Here is a 14,103-nt window from a genome sequence, read left to right on the forward strand (position 1 = left end):
CCCAGTATCCACGTTGACACAAGAACGGAATCGGTGTTCACTTCTTGATATGGCCTATCGGCGGACTCCAGCCGTCCAAGATCGCCTCGACGCGTTGCGGGCGCGGTTGATCGACTCTGCAACCGACCTGGTCGGTCGGCACGGCTACTCCGGCTGTTCGGTGGCCGCCGTCGCCGAAGACGCGGACGTCGGCACGGGCACTGTCTATCGCCACTTCGCGAACAAGGGCGAACTGTTCGCCGAGGTCTTTCGCATCAGTTGCAGTCGCGAGGTGAACGCGGCCGTCGAGGCCGGCAACCACGCCAAGAACACGTCCGGCAACAACGTCGACGCGGTCTCGGCCCTCGTCCTCACCTTCGCCGAACGTGCGCTCCGCGCCCCGACGATGGCCTACGCCCTGCTCGCCGAACCCGTCGACTCGGCCGTGGACACCGAGAGATTGCTCTTCCGCGAGTCGTTTCGCGATGCGCTCGCCGTCGCGATATCCGCCGCCGTCGCCGCTCACGAGATCCCCGAGCAAGACACCGAAGTCACGGCGGCCTGCCTCGTCGGCGCCATCGGCGAAGCCCTCGTACGCCCACTCGCTCGGGGTACCGCCGACCCGAGAATTCTTCCCGCACTCCGCACGTTCACCCTCCGATCGTTAGGAACCCCGCCATGAGCGCGACCCACGAAGTCTTCAATCAGGCGCCGCCACTCGTGGATTACGACGCTGCCGAGTTCGCACCACTCCTCGACGCGCTTCGACGCGAGGGCGCGCACGATGCCCTGGAGGAAGTGCACCGGGTCGGCAGGTTCGCCGGAAGCGAGGAGGCCCAGAGATGGGGCGACCTCGCCGAGGCGCATCCTCCGGTCCTGCGCACCCACGACCGGTACGGCCACCGAATCGACGAGGTCGAGTACGACCCCGCCTATCACCAGTTGATGTCGACCGCCGTGGACCTCGGGCTGCATGGCACACCGTGGGCGGACCCGAATCCGCACGCCCATCTGATTCGTGCCGCGAAGCTCGCGGTGTGGGGCCAGGTCGACGCCGGACATCAGTGCCCCATCTCGATGACGTACGCGGTGGTCCCGGCCCTACGCCACAACGCCGAACTGTCCGCGCAGTACGAGCCGCTGCTCACCACTCGTTCGTACGATCCGAAGCTCGGCGCCCCGCTCGGAAAGGCCGGGCTGATCGCCGGAATGTCCATGACCGAGAAGCAAGGCGGCTCGGACGTGCGGGCCGGCACCACTCGCGCCGTGCCGCAGTCCGACGGCAGCTACTTGCTGACCGGGCACAAGTGGTTCACGTCGGCGCCGATGTCGGACATCTTTCTCGTGCTCGCGCAGACCGAATCCGGGCTGTCGTGCTTCTTCCTGCCCCGGGTTCTTCCAGACGGCACGCTCAACCGTATGCACCTCCAGCGGCTCAAGGACAAGCTCGGCAACCATTCCAATGCAAGCAGCGAGGTCGAGTACGACGAAGCCGTGGCATGGATGGTGGGCGAAGAAGGCCGCGGCGTGCCCACGATCATCGAGATGGTCAACATGACTCGTCTCGATTGCACGATCGGAACGAGCATCGGGATGCGGGTCGGAACCGCACAGGCCGCCCACCACGCCGTTCATCGCAGCGCATTCGGCAAGCACCTCGTCGATCAGCCGTTGATGCGCAACGTGCTGGCCGATCTCGCGGTGGAGTCGGAGGCGTCGACCACCGTCGCGATGTGGTTGGCCGCACTCACGGACCGGGCAACGTCCGGTGACGAGCAAGCAATCGCGCTTCGCCGAATCTCCTTGGCGGTGAGCAAGTACTTCGTGTGCAAGCGCGGCCCCGTCCATGCGGCAGAAGCGCTCGAGTGCCTCGGCGGCAACGGGTACACGGAAGATTCGCGCATGCCGAGGCTCTATCGCGAGGCGCCCGTGCTCTCGGTGTGGGAAGGCTCCGGAAACGTCGCCGCCCTGGATGCGCTGCGCGCGATGGCGAGGCAGCCGGAATCATTGCAGGCCTTCTTCGACGAATTGGATCGCAGCGCGGGCGCGGACGCCGCGCTCGACACTGCGGTCGCCAGGGTCAAGTCGCATTTCGCGGACATGAACGACCTCGAGCACCGCGGCCGCACCATCGTCGGCGACATGGCACTGGCGCTACAGGGCTCGCTACTGGTTCGCTACGGCCACCCCGCCGTGGCCGATGCCTTCACCTCGACCCGTTTGGCAGGCGACTGGGGAAGTGTGTTCGGCACCCTGCCCACGGGCGTCGACACGGCCGCCATCATCGATCGCGCAACTCCCAAGGCGGGTTCGTGATCACGCGCCTATGGTGGCTGAATGACGACCGTTCGTAACGACACCGACCGACATCGCTACGAGATCGAAGAAGACGGGGCGATCGCCGGCTTCACCGAGTACGTGGACAAGGGCAGCCAGCGGATCTTCTTCCACACCGAGATCGGCGAGGAGTTCGGCGGCCGCGGCCTGGCCAGCACCCTCATCAAGGAAGGGCTGACCGATACGACATCCGCCGGGCTACGCATCGTCCCGATCTGCCCGTTCGTCGCGCGATACGTCCAGAAGCACGACGAATTCGCCGACAGTGTCGACGCGGTCACTCCCGAAGCCGAACAGGCTGTGGCGGACCGGCCATGACCAAGCGGCGGGTCTACATCGACAAGCAGACCCCTTCGGTCTTCAAGTCGATGAACGGGGTCGCTGTCGAGGTTGCCGCACGCGCAGCCGACGTGGGGCTCGACCGGGTGATCATGGAATTGGTCAATGTTCGGGTCTCCCAGATCAATCAGTGCCTGTTCTGCTTGGATCTACATTCCCGGCGCGCAGTGGAGGGCGGCGAGTCCAATCAGCGGATCGCAGTCCTGCCCGCCTGGCGCGAGTCCACGCTCTTCAACGAACAGGAACGAGCCGCGCTCGAGATCGGCGAAGCCGTCACGAAGGTGGCCGCCGAACACATCGACGACGACACCTATGCCGCTGCGCGTTCCGCGCTCTCCGACGATCAGATCTCGGTGCTGATCTGGGCCGCGATCACGATCAACGCGTTCAACCGCGTGTCGATCCTGAGTGGGCATCCTGTTTCGGCCGCACCCAGGTGACAATCTGCGCGTGCACGACTTCCTTGCCGTCTTTGTCGTAGATCGCGATCTCGACGGGAACGTCCTGACCCTCGGTGATCGACGCGATGTCCAGGTCGAGAGTGGCCACGGCGCGGAGGCTCGAGCCGGCCTTGCCGAGGTACTGCACGTCCATGCCCTTGGGGATCCACTGATGGGTGCGCGGCGTGGACGCCTCCATCACCATTCCCATCGCGGTCTCCGCGAGGTTGCACGCGGCGATCGCGTGGAAGGTACCGATGTGGTTGTGCACTCCGAACCATTTCGGCGAGGTCACCACGGCCCGGCCCGGCTCCACGCTCTGCACGGTCGGCAGGACCGTGGCGAAGTAGGGAGCCCGCGCCCACAGCCCCACCGAGAACGCGAGCCTGCCCGCCGCGTTGCCGGACAGCTTGCGCCACAGTTCGAGCGTTTTGGGTACGGGCTGTTCAGCAGTCATGCCCTCGACCTTACTTCTGAGTAAGGTCGATGTACACGGTCATCTAGCTGCAGACTTCTTCCCGGCCGGCCGGATAGAAGCATCAATGCGGTGGATACGCAGATCGTCCGCAGGGATACGAAATGTCTCGGTGACTCGCACAGTCGTCAGGGTGCGCCCGAAGAGCCCCGCATCCAGCAGGTATTCGGCTGTCACGTCGTCACCGGACTCGGTCCACGTCACGTCGCGAATTGCACGAACCAGGTGATACTGAGGTCCGCCGGACAGGCTGCGACGAAGGTGACTGCCCGAGAACGCTGTCTTGAGGCCGACCTCGTATCGGACTGCGCACGGGGCTATCGGAACGGTGTTGCCGTCATGGCTCAGCAACGCATCGAGGTATGCCTGTGCGACGTCGACTCGGGGGTTCATCTCAATAGTCGAACATGGCAGCGGCCGTAGTGGCCAGCACTTCCGCATCCGCGCAGTTGGCGGCCGAAGCGGTGACCGCTGCGGTCAGTCTGGTGCGACTCCGCTCGGACGTGTCCGGGACCGCCGCGCCGGGCCCCTGCTCGGTGTCGAACACCTCGCCGGGATAGAAGTAGTAGTTGCAGGCCATGGCGTCCTGAAAATGCAGGAAACGGCGGTTGCCCAGGACGACCTCGTCCAACCCGCTTTCGCTCGTCTCGGGCGGCGGGGTGAGCGCGAAGGCGACGGATGCGGGCACACCGCCCTCCAAGCCGATGCGGCACTCGAACGGCCGACTTCCCGGCCCGAACGTCTCCACGCCCTTGTCCAGCGACTCGACCACTCGGCACGGATCCTGTTCCGCCAGCGGAACACTCCTGTCGCCGCCCACTGCGTCGTGGCGTTCGAGCCTGCCCAGCACGGACTCGGTCACCGCGCGGGCGGCGACGCAGTCCGAAGCCCCGTCACCGAGGTGCGACACGTACCCCCAACGCTGCGTCACACCGGGAACCTGCTGCCCGAGAGACACATACGGGGCGAGCGGGAAGTACAGAGCACAGCTGCCTGGCATCGTCAGCGCCGGTCCGCGCACCTCCGTACCTGCAACCACCTGGGGTAGGCCCAACTCCGCCGTGGGTTCGAGGACGCCGATGTTCACCTCGAGCCAATCAGGCGTTGCGGGTGAACCACTGGGTGGCACGATCTCCGCGTGACACGTCGAGAGGTCCCCGACCGGCCCGTATGCGATCACTGCGCCGAGACCGTCGAACGAATGGGGATCCAACGCCAGACAGGGATCGATCGCCCGCGCCGCTGCCGCCGTCTCCGCTTCCGCCCGATCGAGTGAACTCACTGGCTGTCCATGAATCGGAGGACCTTCACCTACCACCCGCGGCGACCCGACGACAACGGAGGAACACGCACTGACCAGGACCGCAAGGATCGCGAGTGCGCAGCCGGTGGCCGTCCTTCGATACATCGTCACTCCCCGATCCGTCGCAGCATGATCCCACGCCGCACCGCCCAACCACGCACAGATCCACATCAGGAGTAGAGTGCGTTTCATGCAGCGCGCACTCCTCCTTGGTTGCCGCGACGGGGTCTGATCCAGACTGGCTTCCCGCCGCGGGGTTTTTCGTGCGCCGGTCGAATCAGCCGTAGGACTCACGAAGTCCATATCGAATCTGGAGATCAATCCCATGTCCCCCGCCGACGCTTTCACATCCGGAACGCGCACCATCACGCCGCCGACGAAGCCTGCACCCTCCGACCAGCCGGCCTGGAACACGCAGAAGAATTCGTCGATGCCGTCGTTCCGCTACCGCCCCTTCTCTGAAGAGGTCGAGCCGGTATCGCTGCCGGACCGCACCTGGCCGGACAAGACCATCGACCGCGCGCCGCAGTGGTGCGCCGTCGACCTCCGCGACGGCAACCAGGCACTGATCGACCCGATGAGCCCCGCACGCAAGCGTCGCATGTTCGAACTGCTTGTTCGTATGGGCTACAAGGAGATCGAGGTCGGATTCCCCTCGGCCAGCCAGACCGACTTCGATTTCGTTCGCGAGATCATCGAGGACGGCGCCATCCCCGACGACGTCACCATCCAGGTGCTCACGCAGTCCCGCCAGGAGCTGATCGAGCGCACCTTCCAGGCGTGCGAAGGCGCCAACAAGGTGATCGTCCACTTCTACAACTCGACGTCGATCCTGCAGCGCCGCGTGGTCTTCAAGGCCGACCGTGACGCGATCAAGAAGATCGCCACGGATGCCGCGACCTACGCGCTCGCCGAATCGAAGAAGTACCCCGACACCGAATGGCGTTGGGAATACTCCCCCGAGTCGTACACGGGAACCGAACTCGACTACGCCAGAGAAGTCTGCGACTCCGTCACCGAAATCCTGGGTGCCACCCCAGAGCAGCCGGTCATCCTCAACCTGCCGGCGACGGTCGAGATGGCCACCCCCAACGTGTACGCCGACTCGATCGAGTGGATGCACCGCAACCTGGCGCGCCGCGATTCGGTGATCCTCTCGCTGCACCCCCACAACGACCGCGGCACCGGCGTCGCCGCGGCCGAGCTGGGATACCAGGCGGGTGCCGACCGTATCGAAGGCTGCCTCTTCGGCAACGGTGAGCGCACCGGCAACGTCTGCCTGGTGACGCTGGGACTCAACATGTTCACGCGCGGGGTCGATCCCCAGATCGACTTCTCCAACATCGACGAGGTCCGTCGCACCGTCGAGTACTGCAACCAGCTGCCGGTGCCCGAGCGCCACCCGTACGGCGGAGATCTGGTCTACACGGCCTTCTCCGGCAGCCACCAGGACGCGATCAACAAGGGCCTCGACGCCATGAAGATCGACGCCGACTCGCAGGACTCGGACGTCGACGACATTCAGTGGGCCGTCCCGTACCTGCCCATCGACCCCAAGGACGTCGGCCGCACGTACGAGGCAGTCATCCGCGTCAATTCGCAGTCCGGCAAGGGCGGCGTCGCGTACATCATGAAGGCCGACCACGGGCTGTCGCTGCCGCGTCGCCTCCAGATCGAGTTCTCGCAGGCCGTTCAGAAGATCACGGACGGCGAGGGTGGCGAGGTGTCGCCCAAGGAGATGTGGGACGTCTTCCACGAGGAGTACCTCGCGCCGATCAGTCCGCTCGAGCGGATGAAGCAGACGGTCACCGCAGCCGAGGAGGACGGCGGCACCGACTCGATCGTGGCCACCGTGAAGCTGGGCGGCAAGGAACACGAGGTCACCGGTTCGGGCAACGGCCCGCTCGCAGCATTCGTCGATGCGCTGTCCGGCATCGATCTCGACGTCCGCGTGCTGGACTACTCGGAGCACGCCATGTCCGCCGGCGACGATGCGCAGGCTGCGGCCTACGTCGAATGCGCGGTCACGCTGCCCGGCGGCGAGACGAAGGTGGTCTGGGGCGTCGGAATCGCCACCTCGATCACCACTGCTTCACTCCGCGCCGTGGTCTCCGCGGTCAATCGCGCGCACTGAGGCGGCTCCGCCGCTTGTGAGTGGTTTGCGAATCTCTGGACTCGCAAACCACTCACAAGCGCAGCCCCACAGGTGGGATAGTGATGTATGGACTCTTTCTGGGACTTCCTTTGGGTCATCATCGTCAGCTTCGCCTTTCTGGCGTACCTGATCCTGCTCTTTACGATCATCACGGACCTCTTCCGTGACCACAAGACATCCGGCTGGGCCAAGGCCGTCTGGGTGCTCTTCCTGTTTCTCATCCCCCTCCTCACCTCCCTCGTCTATCTGATCGTGAAAGGCGACGAGATGGCACGACGCTCCAACGCGGCGGTACAGAATGCGCAGGCTGCGCAAGAGAGCTACATCCGAGATGTGGCCGGCAAATCTCCCGCCGAGCACATCGCGGACGCGAAGGCTCTCCTCGATTCCGGGACCATCACCGAGGCGGAGTTCCAAGCGCTCAAGGCCAAGGCTCTCAGCTGACGCGGGCCGCATCGTCGGCAAGAACATCTGCGACGACCGATCGGAATGCGTTCAGCACGACACGCACGGCTGGGCGCTCGTCGGCGGACGGTCTGCGTGCGAGCTCGTAGATTCGTGCGGCCTTGACCCCGGCCAGACGAACCTGCGCCACTCTCGGATGCGATACCGAGTGCCTGGCCAGGAGCGCCACGCCGTGCCCGTCGGCGACCAATTCCTCGATCACCCGAAAATCGTTGATCCGCTGAACGACTCGTGGTTGCACTCCGGTGGCGGCCGCCACCGACAGCAGAACGTCGTCGACCGGAAAGCCGCCTCGCACACTGATCCAGGCTTCGTCGGAAAGCTGCTCGAGGCGAACCGAATCCTCGCCCGCAAGTGGATGATCGGGCGGAAGAATCAGGTCGATCGGCTCACGCATCAGAGGTTCGGCGAGCACGCGCGGTGACGAACTGTCGACGGCCCGCTCGTCGCGATGAGTGAGAACCACGTCGTAGTCCGCGAGCAGGGACGGCACCGCGGACGCTGGTACGTCCTCGTCCCGCGCTTCGAGGTCGACGCCCGAATTCTCCAGGGCCGTGAGAATTCGCGGCAGCAGGAGCCCCGCCCCCGAGGGGAACAGCGCAGCACGCACCAGCCCTCGTGGTGAGCCGCGATACGACTCCATCTCGGCGGTTGCCCGGTCGAGCGCCGCCAGCACGTCGTCGGCCCGCACGACGAGGGCACGGCCCGCATCGGTGAGCCGGAGACGCCGACCGTCCGGCTCCAGGAGCGCAACGCCGGCTTCCTTCGACAGGATCTTGAGTTGCTGCGACACCGCCGAGGGAGTCATCGACAGTGCCTGTGCCGCGGCGGCGACCGTTCCCCGGTCGGCCAGTTCTCGAAGCACTCGAAGCCGATGCGCATCCATGTAGTAAAACTACATGGCTGCTGTGCTAATCATCGCTTGTCCTGAAGTTTTGCAGGACTCACGATTGATGCCATGTCTCCCCGCGATCGCATGCTCGCCCTCACCTCGGTGCTGTTGTGGGGACTGAACTTTCTCGCCATCCGCGTGGGCCTCGACCACTTCCCTCCGTACTTCTTCGCGGGCCTGCGCTTCCTCGTGATCGCCGTACCGGTTCTGCTGTTCGTGCCGCGGCCTCGGGTCCGGCTGAGATGGCTCCTCCTCTACGGCGCCGGTTTCGGATTCGGGCAGTTCGCCTTCCTGTTCTGGGCAATGGACGCCGGGATGCCCACCGGCCTGGCCTCGCTGGTCCTGCAGTCGTCCGCGCCGTTCACCGTCCTGCTGGGCGCTGTCCTGCTGCGGGAGAAACTGCGGCCGCTGCAGATCGCCGGACTCACCGTGGCCGTCGCGGGAATGAGTCTCATCGGCTGGGACCGGGCCGGGCACGCCGCCCTCGTTCCGATGCTGCTCACCTTGCTCGCCGGGCTGTCCTGGGCCTTCGGCAACATCGGCAACCGCAAGGCCGCCACCGACGAACCGATGCGGCTGATGCTGTGGATGTGCGTCATTCCCCCACTACCGATGTTGGCCCTGTCCGCAGCCCTCGAGGGCCCGACGACCGGATGGAACATCCTCGCCGGATCGTTCGACGCCGACGGCGCCCCCGCACTACTCGGCCTGGCGTACATCGTGGTGTTCGGAACCATCGTCGGGTCCGGGATCTGGACGCTGCTCCACACTCGCTACCCGGCCGGCTCGATCGCCCCGTTCTCACTGCTCGTTCCGGTCGTCGGGATCGCCGCCGCCTGGCTCGTCCTCGGCGAACGCCCCAGTGTCGCGACACTGGTCGGTGGAGTGGTGGTCATCACGGGCGCCGCCGCCACGCAGGCGCGAATCGGCAAAGCACGGACGCCTGTGCCAAACTCGCTCGGTGAGCAGAAGCACCGGGATCACGACACGGGGCAAACTGGCCCTTCGCGCAGCCGCAACAGCCTCGTGGGCGTCACAGAAGGCGGGACGCGGCAAGGGGTCGATGATCGGTGGGCTGATCGCCCTGAAGATCGATCCCTCGCTGATGACACAGCTCGGACGTGATCGTCGCACCGTCGTCGTCACCGGCACCAACGGCAAGTCCACCACCACTCGTATGACGGCAGCGGCCCTCGCCACTCTCGGCGAGGTCGCAACCCAGGCCGACGGCGCCAACATGGATGCGGGAATCGTCGCTGCTCTCAGTTCCCATATCGACGCGCCCGTCGCGGCACTCGAGGTCGACGAACTGCACGTTCCCCACGTGTCGGATGCGGTGAACCCCGAGGCGATCGTTCTGCTGAACCTGACGCGGGATCAGCTCGACCGGGTCGGCGAGATCAACATGATCGAGCGGAAGCTGCGGGCCTGCGTGGCCGCCCACCCCGACGCCGTGATCGTCGCCAACTGCGACGACGTGCTGGTCACCTCGGTCGCGTACGACGCGAAGAACGTCGTGTGGGTCGCGGCCGGAAGCGGCTGGGTCGGCGACGCCACCAGCTGCCCACGCACGGGCGAGCCCATCGTGTGGGAGGGAACGCACTGGCGCAGTACCGGATCCGAGTTCGCCCGCCCCGAGCCGCACTGGTGGCTGGACGACGAGAACCTGTACGGACCCGATGGCGTGGTCATCCCGATGTCGCTCGCCCTTCCGGGAAAGGCCAACCGAGGCAACGCTGCCCAGGCCGTGGCCGCAGCCGTCGTGATGGGCGCCCGGGCCGAGGACGCGGTGGCGGCAGCCTCCACCGTGCGAGACGTCGCCGGCCGGTACAGCACCGTTCAGGTCGGCCCGCACTCCGTACACATGCTGCTCGCGAAGAACCCTGCCGGCTGGCAGGAGGCGCTGTCGATGATCGATCCGACCGTCGACGGACTCGTCATCGCCGTCAACGGTCAGGTCCCGGACGGGGAGGATCTGTCGTGGCTCTGGGATGTTCGTTTCGAGCACTTCGAGGGCGTGAAGGTGGTCGCCGCAGGTGAGCGCGGCACGGATCTCGCGGTGCGCCTCACCTATGCAGGCGTGGACCACACACTGGAGCGAAACCCGCTGCGCGCCATAGCCTCCTGTCCGCCCGGCCGCGTCGAGGTGTTGGCCAACTACACGGCGTTCCGCGACCTCAACACTGCGATCGCCAAGGAGACACACAATGGCTGAGTCCACTCTCCGAATCGGTCTCGTACTGCCGGACGTCATGGGCACGTACGGCGACGGCGGCAATGCACTGATCCTTCGCCAGCGGGCGAAGATGCGCGGACACGACGCCGAGATCGTCGAGATCACGCTGAACGATCCGGTTCCCGAGTCGCTGGACGTCTACACGCTCGGCGGCGCCGAAGACTCGGCCCAGCGTTTGGCCACCCGCCACCTGACGCGCTACCCCGGCCTCCAGCAGGCTGCGCAGCGGGGCGTGCCGGTACTCGCGATCTGCGCCGCCATCCAGGTGCTCGGCAACTGGTACGAGACGTCCGCGGGCGAACGCGTGGAGGGCGTCTCACTTTTCGATGCCACCACCGCACCGCAGGCGACGCGTTCCATCGGCGAGGTGGTCACCACACCGAGGCTCGACGGCCTGACCGCGCAGCTCACCGGCTTCGAGAATCATCGCGGTGGCACCACCCTCGGCTCGGATGCCACACCCCTCGGCCGCGTCACGCGCGGAGTGGGCAACGGCGTAGGCGACGGCAGCGAGGGCGTCGTGCAGGGTTCGGCGATCGGTACTTACATGCACGGCCCGGTTCTGGCACGAAACCCCGAACTGGCCGACCTGCTGCTGATGCGGGCGCTCGGAGTATCCGAGCTGGCACCCCTCGATCTCCCCGAAGTGAGTCAGCTCAGGCGCGAGCGCCTCGCATAGCACCCTGAAAAAGGGGTTCGGCCGGGAACGCTTTCGCATTCTCGGCCGGATCTCTGCTTCACGAGTTTTCTCTGCTCACAGGTACAATTCCTCGTTCCGCACTACCGACGATACAGCAGTGTGACTCGAGTCACAATACCTTTTCCTGTTGCGCCCTTCCTGGCAGCGCCATGCAGGCGATCAGCACGATGACGGACAACACCGCGCATACGAGGTAGGCGCCCGTGAACCCCGATTCGGTACTGAAATGGCTGCCCGCGACGAGGTTCGCGGCCAGGATCGTCGCGACCACAGCGCTGCACACCGTGCTGCCGACGGTCCGCAACAGGACGTTCACTCCGTTGGCCGCCGCCATCATCCCGACCGGCACGGCGCGCACGATCAGGATCGACAGCGTGCTGTAGACGAGGGCGGTACCGATGGCGGTCACACCGAGAGTGGTGATCACCATCCACAGATCCTTGCCGCCCATCGCATGGACGATATAGCCGCCGGTCAGCACCAGCGCCCCGCACATCATCGTGACCTTCGCTCCGAATCGTTCGGTGATTCGGACGCCCACCTGAGCGAAGATGATCATCGCGGCGCTCGTCGGCAGTTGGCACAGCGCCGCCTGCACGATGGTGAGTCCGTAGCCTGCGCCGTCCGAAGGGGTCTGCAGTAGCTGAGTGGTGATGAGGGTGTTGCCGAAGAATGCGAAGCCGACGAGCAGAGCCACCACGTTCGGGATGAGAACCGCCCGCCGCATGGACACCCGCAGGTCGACCAGCGGGCTGTCGCGCCGCCACTGGTGATATCCCCACAGCGCGAACAGTGCGATCGCTGCCGCGAACATCGACAGGATGGCCGGGCTCGCCCATCCCCAGGTTCCGCCCTGGGTGACCGGAACGAGCAGACAGACGAGTGCGGCGGCGAGCCCGACCGAACCGACTCCGTCGAACTTGCCGGAAGCCCCGATCGGCGCCTCGCGCACGAACTTCACGGTCGCGACGGTCAGGAACACGCCGATCGCCGTCGTCACCACGAAAAGCACATGCCAGTTGTAGAACTCGGCGATCGCGGCGGAGAACGGCAAGCCGAGCGCCGTGCCGAATCCGAGGGTGGAACTCATCATCGCGATTGCGCCGTTCACCTTGTGCGGCGGAAGTTCGTCACGCAGTAGCGAGACCCCGATAGGGATCACGGCCGCGCCTGCTCCCTGAAGCGCCCGGGCGCCGATGAGAACCACGATGTCGGACGACAGGGCGCACAGAAGGGAACCGAACGTCATCAACACGAATGCCGTGAGAAGCAGGCGCTTCTTGCCGTACATGTCGGCGAGGCGTCCGAAGATCGGGGTGATGACCGCACCGACGAGAAGAGTGATCGTGACCATCCACGACACCGCGACCTGGCTCGAGTTCGTGAGACCCGGGAGCACCGGCAGCAGTGGCACGATCACGGTCTGCATCACGGCGTAGAAGATCGCCGCCCCACAGAGGATCGGGAACAGGAACCGAGACCCGCCGCGCTCGTCGATCTCATCGCCGGTCACGCCAGGAGACTCGATCGAGGTCGTCACTGAGGCACCGCCTGTCCTACGAGGTAAATGATTGTTCACCACGTTAGGTGAATGCCCGTTTACCTCGCAAACGTCAGGTGTTCTCGCCGTCCAGCAATCGCTGCACCAACGGTGCGTACCGCGCCACGACTTCCTCCGACGAGCCGGTCGCCTGATTGTGCATCATTCGGCGGCGCATGAGCGCAAGTCCGACCACCATCGACATGGCCAGCTCGGCACGTAGTCGCACGTCAGGGCCCGTCAATCGCTCTGCCAGACCACCGATGATCTGCCTCGAATAGTTCTCGCGCAGCTTCGCGCTGCTCTCCTCGCCGGCACCGCTCATGAACAGAATGTTCATCGACAACGGCTTGTACACCTCGCGGGACCGCGTGAACAACATCACCAAACGCTCCCCGAGTTCCGGCATCGGGACGTCGAACATCATCTCCGCCGCAGCCCGGAAATCGACGAGCTCGTCGAAAAGCTGTTCCTTCGAGCCGAAGTACTTGATGATCAACGGCGCACTGACGCCCGCGTCCTCCGCGATGTCCTTGAGGGTGATCTCACGGTAGGGGCGAGTCGCAAACGCCTTACCCGCCGACTCCACGATGAGCGTGCGCGTCTCGTCCGCGGTGCGCTTGGGAGCCGTCACTACAGTTCCCGGCGACCCGACAGCGCCCGCCCCAGCGTCAGCTCGTCCGCGAACTCGAGATCGCCGCCCATCGGCAGCCCGGAAGCAAGGCGCGAGACCTTCAATCCGGGGAAGTCCCGGAGCATCCGCACCAGGTACGTGGCGGTGGCCTCACCCTCGGTATTGGGATCGGTCGCGATGATGACCTCGGAAACGTCGACGCCGTCGACCTGATTGCCGATGCGTCCCAACAGCTCCCGAATCCGAAGCTGGTCGGGTCCGACACCGGACAACGGATCGAGAGCCCCTCCGAGCACGTGATACAGCCCGCGGAACTCACGAGTCCGCTCTACCGCTTGCACGTCCTTCGGCTCCTCGACCACGCAGATCAGAGTCCGGTCACGGCGTGCGTCCGCACAGATCCGGCACTTCTCCTTGTCGGAGACCGTGCCGCACTCGATGCAGAACTGCACGCCGTCCCGCACTCTTTGCAGCGCCTTCTGCAACCGGTCGATGTCCGGTGGCTCGACACCGAGCAGGTGGAACGCAATACGTTGAGCACTCTTCGGTCCGACGCCGGGAAGCTTTCCGAGCTCGTCGATCAAGTCCTGGACTGGACCTTCGTACAC

At 65.4% G+C, this 14,103-nt stretch carries 15 protein-coding genes and 1 pseudogene; 9 read left to right on the forward strand and 7 right to left on the reverse strand.

All coding sequences use genetic code 11. From position 1 onward, the window contains the following. The first annotated feature begins 49 nt into the window (after nucleotides 1-49). Genes ACZI8R_RS18150 through ACZI8R_RS18165 form a run of 4 tightly spaced genes read left to right on the forward strand, consistent with a single transcriptional unit; the run spans nucleotide 50 to nucleotide 3,095 of the window. Nucleotides 50-661 carry a TetR/AcrR family transcriptional regulator gene (locus tag ACZI8R_RS18150; protein ID WP_463381053.1) on the forward strand — a complete coding sequence of 204 codons (612 nt, stop codon included), beginning with the start codon at nucleotides 50-52 and terminating at the stop codon, nucleotides 659-661. Next, nucleotides 658-2,295, forward strand: a complete 1,638-nt coding sequence (locus tag ACZI8R_RS18155) for an acyl-CoA dehydrogenase family protein (protein WP_463381054.1) — start codon at nucleotides 658-660, stop codon at nucleotides 2,293-2,295. The genes ACZI8R_RS18150 and ACZI8R_RS18155 overlap by 4 nt, the downstream gene beginning before the upstream one ends. A 21-nt stretch (nucleotides 2,296-2,316) precedes the next feature. Further along, nucleotides 2,317-2,634 carry a GNAT family N-acetyltransferase gene (locus ACZI8R_RS18160; RefSeq protein ID WP_463381055.1) on the forward strand — a complete coding sequence of 106 codons (318 nt, stop codon included), beginning with the start codon at nucleotides 2,317-2,319 and terminating at the stop codon, nucleotides 2,632-2,634. Beyond that, the gene (locus ACZI8R_RS18165) at nucleotides 2,631-3,095 is read left to right on the forward strand and encodes a carboxymuconolactone decarboxylase family protein (RefSeq protein ID WP_463381056.1); all 465 of its coding nucleotides are present in this window, start codon (nucleotides 2,631-2,633) and stop codon (nucleotides 3,093-3,095) included. Before ACZI8R_RS18160 ends, ACZI8R_RS18165 begins: the two co-directional genes overlap by 4 nt. Here the strand turns inward: ACZI8R_RS18165 and ACZI8R_RS18170 are convergent. The 3 genes from ACZI8R_RS18170 to ACZI8R_RS18180 are packed head-to-tail and all read right to left on the reverse strand — an operon-like array spanning nucleotide 3,043 to nucleotide 5,065. Then, nucleotides 3,043-3,552: a hotdog fold domain-containing protein gene (locus tag ACZI8R_RS18170; RefSeq protein ID WP_463381057.1), complete on the reverse strand. Its 510-nt coding sequence runs from the start codon at nucleotides 3,550-3,552 to the stop codon at nucleotides 3,043-3,045. The two genes, ACZI8R_RS18165 and ACZI8R_RS18170, sit on opposite strands and share 53 nt — an antisense overlap. Nucleotides 3,553-3,591: 39 nt before the next feature. Beyond that, nucleotides 3,592-3,963: a DUF8021 domain-containing protein gene (locus ACZI8R_RS18175; protein WP_463381058.1), complete on the reverse strand. Its 372-nt coding sequence runs from the start codon at nucleotides 3,961-3,963 to the stop codon at nucleotides 3,592-3,594. Between the two features lies 1 nt (nucleotide 3,964). Next, nucleotides 3,965-5,065, reverse strand: a complete 1,101-nt coding sequence (locus tag ACZI8R_RS18180; protein WP_463381059.1) for a hypothetical protein — start codon at nucleotides 5,063-5,065, stop codon at nucleotides 3,965-3,967. A 133-nt stretch (nucleotides 5,066-5,198) separates the two neighbouring features. Here ACZI8R_RS18180 and leuA point away from each other — a divergent pair, with 133 nt between their 5' ends. Together leuA and ACZI8R_RS18190 are read left to right on the forward strand one after the other, a co-directional pair. After that, nucleotides 5,199-7,007, forward strand: a complete 1,809-nt coding sequence (gene leuA, locus ACZI8R_RS18185; protein WP_463381060.1) for a 2-isopropylmalate synthase — start codon at nucleotides 5,199-5,201, stop codon at nucleotides 7,005-7,007. Between the two features lie 87 nt (nucleotides 7,008-7,094). Then, nucleotides 7,095-7,472, forward strand: coding sequence for an SHOCT domain-containing protein (locus tag ACZI8R_RS18190; RefSeq protein ID WP_463381061.1), 378 nt, complete (start codon nucleotides 7,095-7,097; stop codon nucleotides 7,470-7,472). On the opposite strand, the gene ACZI8R_RS18195 is transcribed toward ACZI8R_RS18190, so the two are convergent. Further along, nucleotides 7,465-8,379 (reverse strand): LysR family transcriptional regulator, encoded by a 915-nt coding sequence (locus ACZI8R_RS18195; RefSeq protein ID WP_463381062.1) that lies wholly within the window; start codon nucleotides 8,377-8,379, stop codon nucleotides 7,465-7,467. The genes ACZI8R_RS18190 and ACZI8R_RS18195 overlap by 8 nt on opposite strands. A gap of 72 nt (nucleotides 8,380-8,451) precedes the next feature. Between ACZI8R_RS18195 and ACZI8R_RS18200 the strand changes: the two are divergent. From ACZI8R_RS18200 to ACZI8R_RS18210, 3 genes and pseudogenes are all read left to right on the forward strand, one after another. Then, nucleotides 8,452-9,333, forward strand: a pseudogene (locus ACZI8R_RS18200) (EamA family transporter); the annotation flags it as partial. A gap of 13 nt (nucleotides 9,334-9,346) precedes the next feature. Continuing rightward, nucleotides 9,347-10,600 carry a MurT ligase domain-containing protein gene (locus tag ACZI8R_RS18205; RefSeq protein ID WP_463381063.1) on the forward strand — a complete coding sequence of 418 codons (1,254 nt, stop codon included), beginning with the start codon at nucleotides 9,347-9,349 and terminating at the stop codon, nucleotides 10,598-10,600. Continuing rightward, nucleotides 10,593-11,300, forward strand: a complete 708-nt coding sequence (locus tag ACZI8R_RS18210; RefSeq protein WP_463381064.1) for a type 1 glutamine amidotransferase — start codon at nucleotides 10,593-10,595, stop codon at nucleotides 11,298-11,300. The genes ACZI8R_RS18205 and ACZI8R_RS18210 overlap by 8 nt, the downstream gene beginning before the upstream one ends. A gap of 130 nt (nucleotides 11,301-11,430) precedes the next feature. Here ACZI8R_RS18210 and ACZI8R_RS18215 read toward each other — a convergent pair whose 3' ends face one another. The 3 genes from ACZI8R_RS18215 to recR all read right to left on the reverse strand — a co-directional run bounded on the left by ACZI8R_RS18215 (nucleotide 11,431) and on the right by recR (nucleotide 14,103). Beyond that, a complete protein-coding gene (locus ACZI8R_RS18215; RefSeq protein ID WP_463381065.1) occupies nucleotides 11,431-12,861 on the reverse strand; it encodes an MFS transporter in 1,431 nt (476 codons plus the stop codon). A 73-nt stretch (nucleotides 12,862-12,934) separates the two neighbouring features. Then, nucleotides 12,935-13,495: a TetR/AcrR family transcriptional regulator gene (locus tag ACZI8R_RS18220; RefSeq protein WP_463381066.1), complete on the reverse strand. Its 561-nt coding sequence runs from the start codon at nucleotides 13,493-13,495 to the stop codon at nucleotides 12,935-12,937. Then, a complete protein-coding gene (gene recR / locus ACZI8R_RS18225; protein ID WP_463381067.1) occupies nucleotides 13,495-14,103 on the reverse strand; it encodes a recombination mediator RecR in 609 nt (202 codons plus the stop codon). Before recR ends, ACZI8R_RS18220 begins: the two co-directional genes overlap by 1 nt.

This window comes from Rhodococcus huquni, from assembly GCF_055231055.1.

Coding starts and splice junctions, on each gene's coding strand:
- ACZI8R_RS18210 (WP_463381064.1), top strand. CDS start 10,593: ATGGCTGAGTCCACTCTCCGAATCGGTCTCGTACTGCCGGACGTCATG.
- ACZI8R_RS18180 (WP_463381059.1), bottom strand. CDS start 5,065: ATGAAACGCACTCTACTCCTGATGTGGATCTGTGCGTGGTTGGGCGGT.
- ACZI8R_RS18195 (WP_463381062.1), bottom strand. CDS start 8,379: ATGGATGCGCATCGGCTTCGAGTGCTTCGAGAACTGGCCGACCGGGGA.
- ACZI8R_RS18175 (WP_463381058.1), bottom strand. CDS start 3,963: ATGAACCCCCGAGTCGACGTCGCACAGGCATACCTCGATGCGTTGCTG.
- leuA (WP_463381060.1), top strand. CDS start 5,199: ATGTCCCCCGCCGACGCTTTCACATCCGGAACGCGCACCATCACGCCG.
- ACZI8R_RS18160 (WP_463381055.1), top strand. CDS start 2,317: ATGACGACCGTTCGTAACGACACCGACCGACATCGCTACGAGATCGAA.
- ACZI8R_RS18165 (WP_463381056.1), top strand. CDS start 2,631: ATGACCAAGCGGCGGGTCTACATCGACAAGCAGACCCCTTCGGTCTTC.
- ACZI8R_RS18150 (WP_463381053.1), top strand. CDS start 50: ATGGCCTATCGGCGGACTCCAGCCGTCCAAGATCGCCTCGACGCGTTG.
- ACZI8R_RS18190 (WP_463381061.1), top strand. CDS start 7,095: ATGGACTCTTTCTGGGACTTCCTTTGGGTCATCATCGTCAGCTTCGCC.
- ACZI8R_RS18155 (WP_463381054.1), top strand. CDS start 658: ATGAGCGCGACCCACGAAGTCTTCAATCAGGCGCCGCCACTCGTGGAT.
- ACZI8R_RS18170 (WP_463381057.1), bottom strand. CDS start 3,552: ATGACTGCTGAACAGCCCGTACCCAAAACGCTCGAACTGTGGCGCAAG.